Source organism: Kribbella turkmenica, from assembly GCF_004348725.1.
Taxonomy (GTDB): domain Bacteria; phylum Actinomycetota; class Actinomycetes; order Propionibacteriales; family Kribbellaceae; genus Kribbella; species Kribbella turkmenica.
In genome coordinates this window covers 56845-67074 of the sequence record NZ_SMKR01000012.1, presented here as the reverse complement: position 1 = coordinate 67074, position 10230 = coordinate 56845, and the positions used below count along the sequence as shown (strand labels likewise).

Here is a 10230-nt window from a genome sequence, read left to right as displayed (position 1 = left end):
TCGATGGTGTGCCGTGGCGGCAGCGTGACGGTGGTGGTGTGCCAGGTGTGGCCGCCGTCGGTCGAGGTCCGGTAGTCGAAGCCGTCGCCGCCGCTTGTAGGTACTAGGTTGTGCACGCTTCCGGCCGAGTCGACCTGGAGCAGTCCGCTGGGTTGAGTGCCGTCGGGGTAGCGGTAGGCCGACCAGCCGTTGCCGTCGTACAGGGCCCACTGCGAGCCTGCGTCGGGCGCGGCCAGCATGTTGCTGGTGCCGAGGGTGGTCATCTTCGAGCCGGTGTTGGGCTGGATCCAGTCATTGGCCGCTTCGGCGCGGGCGGGCAGTGGGCCGGTCAGCGTCTTGCCGGAGGTGATCTGGTCGACGAACTTGCTGCTGACGTCGGTGTAGTTGAGGCCGTCGGTGCTCATCAGCCAGATCTCCTTCGACGGATAGCCGCCCTTGACGAAGGAAACGTAGTCGTAGGTGTTGCCGTCGATGGTGACCGGTCCCGGGACGACGCCGATCCATTCCCGGTCGTAGAAAGGCTGATGCAGGACCATCTCGGTGTAGAGCCACTGGCCGGTGTCGGCCTCGTACTTGTAGGCCTGCAGGTGGTCGCCGGAGTACGGATCCCACTCGACCCCCAGTACGTCGCCGCCGGGCGCGGCGACGATCGCGCCTTCGCCGTTCACCATCGGCGTCAGCGGCTGCACCTGCCGCCAGCTGCGACCCCGGTCATCGCTGTAGGTGATGTGAGTGCCGCCGAAGTCCAGTAGCCGGCCGCCGGGAGTGGTGGTCAGATAGTTCTCGCAGCAGTTCCCGGTGCCCTTCACCACCCGCCATGTCGTCGTGGCGTGGCGGTCGTCACCCGGTGAGTCGGAGCGACCGTAGTCGACAGTGGGATAGCTGCTGATCGACACCGGTCGGTCGGCGACCACGATCCTGGCCGGGATGCCATCCACGGCCGCCGCAGGCGGCGTGATCGCGACCGAAACCAGCACGGCGATTACGCCCAGAGCAGCGGACTGTCCTCGAAGCGAGCGCATGGGTCCTCCCCAGTAGGCGGAAACGGCCCTCCCCGTCCAGGGCGTACGCCACAGGCTATGCCCAACACAACCAGCGAGGACATGCCGCCGGTGTGCCGTCTCCGATCGCCGATCGCCGATCGCGTGACAGGACGGGCTTGTGTCGGTTATGTTCCGGCGCGTACGACGTATTTCGTGACCCTGCGCTTCGGGCGATGGGTCGTCCGCCCGAACGAATGTCGAGAGGTCAAGCCGCTCATGAGTCGTATGAAGTCTGCGTTGCGCTTGACGGTGGCTGGTGCGGTGTCGGCGCTGGTCGCGGTATCCGCCGGTCTGCCGGCGACTGGCGCTGACTCGCCCGGCGTCACCATCGTGTCCGTGGGGGACCGGCAGGTCGTCGCGGGCAAGGTGCCTGGTGCGCTGACCGGCGTCGTGCCTGTCCGCGGTACGGCGTCTCCGTCCGGTGACACAGCGGATCCGGAGCCGGGTAAGCCGTTGGTGGCCGATGCGGGTGACAGCGGTTTCGTCGCGTCCGGGGAACGCGCCGTGTTGCTCGGATCGGCCTACGGCGGAACGGCGCCGTACTCGTTCTCGTGGACGAGCCCGGTGGGGGAGCTCGACGGCGCGAACTCGTCCAGTGTCGAGCTGGACACGACCGATGTGGCCGCCGGTGTGTACGAGGTGACGCTGAAGGTCGTCGACGCCTCCGGCGCGAGTACGACGGACGCCGTACGAGTGGTTGTCTACGAGCCGGCGACGAGCACGCTGCTCGACCAGACCGAGTCGGACACGTCACCGGGCACGGCGGTCACAGGCGAGCACCTCGACTTCCCGTTCGTGGTGCCTCAGGGAACGTCGCGGATCGAGGTGGCTCTCTCGTTCGAGGGTGCCGCCAACGACTACGACCTCGAAGTGCTCGACCCGGGCGGCAAGGAGGCGGCGACGTCCGGCGCGAGTGCCGGCGAATCGGAGAGCGCGTCAGTGACGACGCCGGTCGCCGGGACCTGGACAGCCCGGGCAGTCAAGTTCGCGACTGTTCCGCCGGACGAGGTACACGTCACGGTGACCGCGTCGACGACGGGTGCCGATCCACGACCGCAGGTTTCCACGACAGGGCCGTACGCGTTCGAGACCGGCACGCCGCAGACGCTGTCCGGGTCGCTCGCCGGCGGAACCGCGCCGGTGACGGCTGGGTGGGATCTGGACGGTGACGGCGTTTTCGAGAGTGCTGGGACCAGGGTGGTCGCGAACCTGTCCGACGGCCGTCATCTGGTGACCTTCAAGGCCATGGATGCCGCGGGACTGGAGCGCCGTGAGACGACCAGTGTGCTCGTGGGGCAGGCGGGTCTGGTCGAGGGCGAGGCACCGATCACCGTGGTCGGTGTCGCCGACACGGGCATCAATCCGTATCACCTCGAGTTCTCGGTCGGCACCTACCCGGATCCGGATGTGCTGGCGCGGACGGGGAACTTCACCAAGCACCCCTCGACGTACATTCCGGGTTACCCGGAGAGCGCGCAGGCGCTTCCCGTGACTCTTGGGCAGGGCTACTTCCCGGATGCCGATTCGAAGCTCTGGCAGGCGGCCACCACGCCGATCAAGCAGGGTGAGCTGTACTGGATCCCCGGCACGAAGATCGTCGGTGCGATCGACACCAGTGCGTCGAGCGGTGCGACGTCGGGTGAGGACACCCATCCGATCCTCGATGACAACGGTCATGGCTCCGGATCGGCGTCGGTGTCGGCGGGCAACCGCTATGGCTACTGCCCGACGTGTCTGCTGGTCGTGGTCGAGGGCCTGGACGAGACGGTCGCCGCGAGGCTGCCGTGGGTGGACATCTCGACGAACTCCTTCGGGTACGTCGGTGGTGCACCGGTGGGTCCGATCGTGAACGGCTCGGAGGTGACGAAGGCGGCCGCCGAGCGCGGCCAGACGACTTTGTTCGCTGCAGGCAACGGTGTCGGCAATGCGTTCGACGTGCCGGTGAACACGTGGCACTCCGATCAGACCGGGCCGGACTGGAACATCACCGTCGGTGCACTGCGGCGGGACAACCAGCGCGCGATCGTCGGTGACGGCATCCCTGTCCATGTCTCCGCGTGGGGTGACGGCAACCTGCCGTCGGCGTGCCGCTCCGGTACGGTCGGCCAATGCGCCTTCGGTGGCACGTCGGCCGCGACGCCGTACACCGCCGGGGTCTTCGGCACCGTCCTGACCAAGGTCCGCGCGGCAATCGGCGATCCCGCGGCGGGACAGAAGCCCGGCCAGGTGGTCGCCAAAGGACTGCCGATGGACGACAGCATCTTCCTCGCCGACGGTGCGCTGACGCGCGACGAATTGAGGCAGGCGGTGCTGAAGACGGCGTTCCCGCTGAACCAGGACAACGACCCGTCGGTGTACCCGTATCCGTTGACGGCTTCCTCCGTGGCTGCCACCAATGTCTTGTTCGAGGGTTACGGTGCCGCGACGCCGAACTCCGCGGGCCGGGCGGTCGACGTACTGGTCGGTGCGGCACCGATGCCCGACCGGACCTATGAGGACGAGTTCTTCTCGTACGACCGCGCTGTGCGGGATACGCTGTGGGGCGGGTTCGACCGCGACGGCGACGGCAAGACGGACTCCGACGCGCTGGCCGGCGGGCTCGGACTGGACGCATCGCAACTGACCACGGAAGATGCGGCCCTGTCGACCCTGCGAAAGGTCGCCCAGAGCAAGAACCCCGAGGTGGGCCTGCGGACGCTCGGCTCGAACCCGTTGACCTATTGGCTGCACCGGAAGGTCACCAGGTCCACGGACCCGCTCGACTGTACGGCGGCGAACAACGAGCAGTACATGGACCGCAGCGACACGTCCGGGGACCGAGAGCCCTGCTTCGACAGCCGGGTGACGAGTGTGGTGGCTGCGTTCCGGCCGGTGGCCATCTTCGCCGCCACTGACACGCTTGACGCTCCGTTGCCGGCTGGATCGAAGGTGAACGTCGAGCTGTTCCTGGCCGCCGAGACGCCGAGTGTGGTTCGGCCCACCGGCGTACTGATGGCGACCGATCGTGAGATCGGCAAGGGCGAAGGCCTTCTGCAGCCGGTCACCGCGAGCGGTCCGACGGGTGCTGCGTGTCCGACCCTCGGCGAGGCCTGCTGGACGAAGTACTCCTTCTCGTTCGAGATTACGCGCCCGGCTTTCACTGGTGAGGCGTTGACCTTCCAGCTGCAGTTGCTCGGGGCAAGGTCCTGGGCAATCGGGCACGAAGGCGCACATGCCTCGAAGCTCGCCATCGAACCCGCGCCGCTACCAGCGACCGGCTTCGACTTCGGAACGACGATCACCTCACCGGCCGGTGGCTCCATGGTCTACGACGACCAGAATGTCGTTGCTGGAGGCAGCTACAGCTTCCCGGACCAGGGCGAGGACCCGGCTGGTGCGGGGGACCACCCGGCCACCCGCGTCATCGAGGTCTCCGTGGACGATGCGTCGTTCGCCACGCCGGTGCGAGCCGTACTCGACGAGAACAGCGGCACATGGCGCGCCGACCTGGGCAAGCTACCGGCCGGGGAACACCTCGTGTACTCGCGGGCGCGCATCGACACGACGACCTCCGCTGCGGCGACGAGCCGCTTCACGGTCGAGCCGGCCGCGTCGCCCGAGTGGCAAGTCGTGTCGCGCAACGCCGCGACCGACCCGCAGGCCTGGCGTCCTGCGACCGGGCTGAACGACTGGTCCTTCCAGCTGAACACCACCGACCACGGCAGCGGACCGAAGACGATCGTGGTCCGCCTGACCGAGCACGGCGACGAGATCGCGCGGGACACGGTCCGAGCTACGTTCCGCTGAAAAGGCAGTCCGTATCGGTTGCGGGATGGGGCGCTCGTGGTCTGCCGGTTGACTCGCGGATCACGAGCGTCGGCCGGACCTGCTGGTCGGAGTCGGACTGATTGCTGACGGGACGTCGACCCGAAGTTCGGGGTCCAGCGAGTTGTGGCTTTCGTAGTAGATGCGGGCCGACGATGCGCCGGTCCGCGTCAGCCAGTACAGGGTGACGTCGTCGAGAACCCTGTCTCTGGAGATCGTTTCGAACGGGCTGTCTTCGGTATCCGACCACTCGGCGAACTTGTCAAGGATCCAGGCAAGAAGCCCGACCGGTGAGTCGACGAGCGAGTAGCCGATGGTCTGCGGTCGGGTCGCCTGCTGCTTCGCGTACGCCCCACCCGGGCCCTCAACCCGATCGCCGCCCGCGTCGCCCAGACCGAGTCCCAGGCCATCGACCTGTGGGAACGGGTGCTTGCCCGGGAACTTTGGAGAATTCGCCTCGCCAGTGGGCTCCTTATCCTCTCGACGGTCCTCATCGTCGCAGGCGCTGCGGTCGTGGCCACGAGGCACTGACGGGCGCTTGTGAGCCGGCGGCTCCGAATCCGTTGCCTGTAGTCAGGCTAGCTTTGTGTCAGCCTCCTCGGCAGGTGTCTCGATGACCGAGGCAGATTCCCCAGCCAGCAGCTCAACTCGGGAACCTCCACTCAGTTCGGGCAGGTATCTGTAGATCGTCGAGCGACTGACGCCGAACAGCTTGGCGATTCAGGTGACCGAGTGATCGGGCTCGGCGAGGAGTGTTCGGGCCGAGCGCACCTGGTCAGCGGCCGGTTCTGCCACTCGACCATCCCCTCGACCACCTCGTCGGTGATCGTAGAGATCGTCTGCCGCGACACCTGCGCCCCATACACCTGGGCCAGATGCGCGGAGATCTCACCAGTCGTCAGCCCCTTCGCCCACAACGAGATCACCATCTCATCCACACCGCTCAGATGCTTCTGCCGCAACGCCGGCGATCCTCGGCTCGAAACTGCCGTCGCGGTCGCGCGGCACATCGATGTCCACCTCGCCGATATCGGTCAGAACCATCTTGGACCGCACCCCGTTGCGGGAATTACCCGTAGCCCGGCCGGCCGGATCATGCTTGTCATAGCCCAGGTGATCGGTGATCTCGCCCTCCAGCGCGGACTCCAGCACCGAACTTCTTACAGTCCCTCAATCGGATGGAGGTGGACCGACCCATGCACGGGCAATATGACGCCGCGATGCTGATGGCCATCAGGCAGGTGAAGTCGGACGTGGACAGCGCCAAGCCTAAATGCGCGCGTCGTTCCCGAGGTGAAGCGGTCTCGCCGGAGGCGGCACGCGACGGGCATCCGATCGGCGCTGGCCCGGGCGCTGGATCGCGCAGCGCGGGCCGTGGAACCAACCGCATACCGCACACTGCCCTGAACGTGAGGCGATTCGGTTGTGGTCGGGGTGAACGGCCGGTTCGGAGTTCATGCGTCGTCGACGAGCTGAGGGCGGTGGTGGTGCTGCGGGTTGGCCGTTTCATACGCCGCGGCGAGGGCCATCAGGAAGTTGTCGGACCCGTCGGGGCCGACCAACTGGAGGCCCACCGGGAGGCCTTCGGCGTCGAAGCCGGCGGGTACCGACATCGCGGGCAGCCCCGTGGCGGAGATCAGTGTGGCGGCCCGCATCCAGTCGAGGTAGTTCTCCATTGGCTGACCGGCAATCTCTACCGGGTACTCCAATCCGGCGTCGAACGGTGCGACCTGGACCGCAGGCGCGACCAGTACGTCGTACTCTTCGAAGAACGCCGAGGTGGAACGGAAGAGACGGGTCCGGGCACGGACGGCCGAGCGCAGGTCGCCGGAGGTGAGCTCGACGCCCTTGCGCAGGTTCCACTGCAGAGCGGGTTTGATCTCATCCCGGTGGTACTCGTAGAGCTGCCCGTAGCTCGCCGCGAAGTCGAAGGCCCGAGTGGTCTGGAACACCTCGTCGGCGTCCCGCAGGTCGGGGCAGGCGTGCTCGACCACCGCTCCGAGGTCGGAGAGCAGGCTGATCTGCGCGTCGATCACCTTGAGCACGCCTGGCTCGACCGGCACTCCTAGACCGAAGTCCCTGCTGTATCCGATGCGAAGTCCGGTCAGGTCGCCGTTCGCGACTGACTGCGGAACCGCAAGCGGAGCCGCTGGATGGATCCCCGAGGCGGGATGTGGCCCGGCCAGAACAGACATCATCAGCTGCAAGTCGGCGACCGTGCGCGCGATCGCTCCCTTCCGGGAGATCCAGGCCCACGGGTCCGCGCTGCCGAGCGGCACCTGTCCCGCCGAGGGGCGCAGCCCGACCAGGTTGCAGAACGAGGACGGCGTGCGGATGGAACCGCCCATGTCGCTGGCATCACCGGCCGGCTGGATGCCGGCCGCGACCGCCGCGGCGACGCCACCGCTGGAACCTCCGGCGCTCCGGGTCGGGTTGTACGGGTTCGTGGTCGTCCCGAACAGGGGGTTGAAGGTGTGCGACCCGGCACCCAACTCGGGCACGTTGGACTTGCCGGTGGTCACCACCCCGGCATCCTTGAGGCGAGCGACAACGGGTGCATCGCTCGTTGGCGTCCGGTCTGCGAAGACTGGGCAGCCAGAGGTCGTGCGAAGGCCCGCGGTGTCGTGGGTGTCCTTATGGGTCATCGGTACGCCGTGCAGGGGTGGGAGCAGTTCGCCTGAGGTCGCCCGGGCGTCGGCCGCGGCCGCAGCCCGCGCCGCCCCTTCGGCGTCGATGGTGCAGATCGCGTTGATGATCGGGTTGACCTGCTCGATCCGCGCGAAGTGCGCCTGCAGCGCCTCGGTGGCGGAGAGCCGCCGCTCGCGGAGGTGCCGGGTGAGCTCGACCAGGCTGAGTTGGCAGATGTCGGAGGTCGTCATGCCCACATCGTGAAGAATCGTGCAGCGCTCGCCAATGGTGGTCCCGCTCCAGGCCGCCGGTCGGCGATATCCGCCGTACTCGCGGCCGATTCCGCCACAACGGCACTTTCCCGGCCGCTTTGTGTCGCCGGCCACAGGAGGTTGACTAACGTCCGGCCATCCCTCAGAGCACGGGAGGCCTCATGGCAACCAACACCCCCGACGTATCCGCGTTCAAGGAGATGTCGCCCATCATGCGCCGGCTCTTCGGGCTCCTGGCCGGCATCGAGCGGCTCGGCAACCGGCTTCCGCATCCCTTCTGGCTGTTCTGGATCCTGAGTGGTGTGCTCGCCGTGGTCAGTGCGATCTTGGCACACCAGCACGTCTCGGTCCGGCTCCCCGGCACCGGCAAGACGGCGAGCGTGACGAACCTGCTCTCGATGGACGGCCTGGCGTTCGCGTTGGGCTCGGCGCTCGACAACTTCGCGGGCTTCCCAGCGCTGCCGGTGGTGGTGACCGCTTTGATGGGTGTCGCGGTCGCCGAGAAGAGCGGCCTGACCGAGGCCGCGCTGCGCGGCACGATCGTCAAGCTCCCGCCGAAATGGGTCACCTTCGCCGTGGCGTTCGCTGGCACCGTCTCCCATGCCGCCTTCGACGCAGCCTTCGTGATCCTGATCCCGATGGCCGCCCTGGCGTTCAAGGCGGTCGGGCGGAGCCCGGTGATCGGCATCGTGACGGCGTACGTCGCGGTGTCGGCGGGCTACAACGCGAGCCCTCTGGTCACCCCGTCCGATGCGATCCTCGCATCGATCTCGACCAGCGCGGCTCGAGTGGTCGACCCCGGCTACGTCGTCACCCCACTGGCGAGCTACTACTGGAACGCCGCCTCGTCACTGCTCGTCGCTCTCGTGGTCACCGTCATGATCGAGCTGGTCCTCGGCCGGCGCCCGGAATCCGGTGCCGACGACCAGGACGCCGAACCCGTGGACCTCTCGCTTTCCGGGGTCGAGCGCCGCGGTCTGTGGCTGGCTGGGATCACTGGGCTGCTGGTGATCGGAGCCGCCGTCGCGGTCACTTTGCCCGCGGGGTCGCCGTTGCGGGGCGAGGACGGCTCCATCGTCCGGTCGACACTGGTGCTCAACATCGCCGTGATGGTCGCAGTGATCTTCGCATCGATGGGGGTCGTCTACGGCCGCGTCACCGGCTCCGTCCGGAAGCTCGGCGAGGTGCCCGGCCTGATGGCCGAGGGCGTCAAGCTGATCGCTCCGGTCGTGGTGTTGTTCTTCTCGATCTCGCAGTTCCTCGCATACTTCTCCTGGACCAAGATCGGCTCGGTCGTCGCGGTCGACGGCGCCGCGCTCCTGAAGCAGCTGGACGCCCCCACGCTCGTTTTCCTGATCGCGCTGGTCGGGCTGGTCAGCGTCATGAATGTGCTGGTCACCAGCGGTTCGGCGATGTGGTCGCTGATCGCGCCGATCGTGGTGCCGATGCTGATGTACGTCGATGTGTCGCCCGAGGTGGCCCAGACGGTGTTCCGGATCGGCGACTCGTGTACCAACGCGGTCACCCCGATGAGCGCCTACTTCGTGCTGGCACTGGGCTACATGCAGCGGTATCGCCGTAGCGCCGGGATCGGCACTCTGGCGTCGTACACGCTGCCGATCGCCTTGGTGATGCTGGTCGCCTGGACCGCGTTCTTCGCCATCTGGTATCTCCTCGGCCTCCATCTAGGGCCCGGCGTTCCCGTGCGGTGAATCACTCCAAGGTGCCTTGACAGGCTGCCATATCCGACGTGCAATATTTCGCATGCCGGTTCCTGAGAGTCGTGGACTCGTCGCGAGATCGCTGCTGCGCGATGACGCCTATACGGCGCTGCGTAACGCGATCATCGACGGAACGCTCACGCCGGGGGAGCGGCTCAATGACGCCGAACTCGGCCAGTGGCTCGGGGTCAGCCGCACCCCCATCCGTGAGGCGATCGGCCGGCTGGAGCGATCCGGTCTGGTGCAGACGAAACCGGGGCGCTACACGATCGTCAGCCCCATCGATGTGCGCGAGATCCGGTCGGCACAGTCGGTGGCGGCGGCGCTGCACGAACTGGCGGTCCGGGAAGCCATCCCGAACCTCTCGGACGCCGACATCCGTGCGATGCGCGAGGCCAATGATCGCTTCACCAGCGCAATGGACGCGCGGGACGCGGACGCTGCCCTCCAGGCCGACGACGACTTCCACTCGGTCGCGGTCGCGGCGAGCGCCAACCCGGTGATCGCCACGGTGCTCGAGCAGGTGACCGCGGTGCTCCGCCGGCTGGAGAGGTTGCGGTTCTCGAGCCTCGACGGCCGGGGATCAATTGCCCTCCACAACCAGATCATCCATCTCTGCGAGGCCGGCGATGCCGACGCTGCCGCCCGTGCGGCCCGGCAGAACTGGCAGACCCTGCTCGCGCTGGTCGACGTCGCTGCCGACATCGACCCGCACACCCAGGCCGGCTGACCGGCCGACCCGTAGGCCGGCGAACCAGAGCG

7 protein-coding genes and 1 pseudogene are annotated in these 10230 nt (G+C 67.4%); 3 read left to right on the top strand and 5 right to left on the bottom strand.

What is annotated here, in order from left to right; all coding sequences use genetic code 11:
• Positions 1-1022, bottom strand: a 1022-nt coding sequence (locus tag E1218_RS04805; protein WP_132316629.1) for a hypothetical protein, incomplete at its 3' end; no start/stop codon positions are given.
• Between the two features lie 246 nt (positions 1023-1268).
• Between E1218_RS04805 and E1218_RS04800 the strand changes: the two genes are divergently transcribed.
• Positions 1269-4829 (top strand): S8 family serine peptidase, encoded by a 3561-nt coding sequence (locus E1218_RS04800; RefSeq protein ID WP_202865786.1) that lies wholly within the window; start codon positions 1269-1271, stop codon positions 4827-4829.
• A gap of 60 nt (positions 4830-4889) precedes the next feature.
• Here E1218_RS04800 and E1218_RS37015 read toward each other — a convergent pair whose 3' ends face one another.
• The 4 genes and pseudogenes from E1218_RS37015 to E1218_RS04780 form a co-directional block, all read right to left on the bottom strand.
• Entirely contained in the window at positions 4890-5375 is a 486-nt protein-coding gene (locus E1218_RS37015) for a hypothetical protein (protein ID WP_233712007.1), read from the bottom strand.
• A gap of 45 nt (positions 5376-5420) precedes the next feature.
• Positions 5421-5567 (bottom strand): helix-turn-helix domain-containing protein, encoded by a 147-nt coding sequence (locus tag E1218_RS38100; RefSeq protein ID WP_202865788.1) that lies wholly within the window; start codon positions 5565-5567, stop codon positions 5421-5423.
• A gap of 56 nt (positions 5568-5623) precedes the next feature.
• Positions 5624-6002: pseudogene (locus E1218_RS37010) on the bottom strand (transposase); the annotation flags it as partial.
• Positions 6003-6301: 299 nt separating this feature from the next.
• Positions 6302-7726 (bottom strand): amidase, encoded by a 1425-nt coding sequence (locus E1218_RS04780; RefSeq protein ID WP_132316625.1) that lies wholly within the window; start codon positions 7724-7726, stop codon positions 6302-6304.
• A 182-nt stretch (positions 7727-7908) separates the two neighbouring features.
• On the opposite strand from E1218_RS04780, the gene E1218_RS04775 reads away from it, so the two are divergent.
• Positions 7909-9459, top strand: coding sequence for an AbgT family transporter (locus tag E1218_RS04775; protein WP_132316623.1), 1551 nt, complete (start codon positions 7909-7911; stop codon positions 9457-9459).
• Positions 9460-9511: 52 nt separating this feature from the next.
• Positions 9512-10198, top strand: a complete 687-nt coding sequence (locus E1218_RS04770) for a GntR family transcriptional regulator (RefSeq protein WP_132316621.1) — start codon at positions 9512-9514, stop codon at positions 10196-10198.
• The last annotated feature ends 32 nt before the right edge of the window (positions 10199-10230 follow it).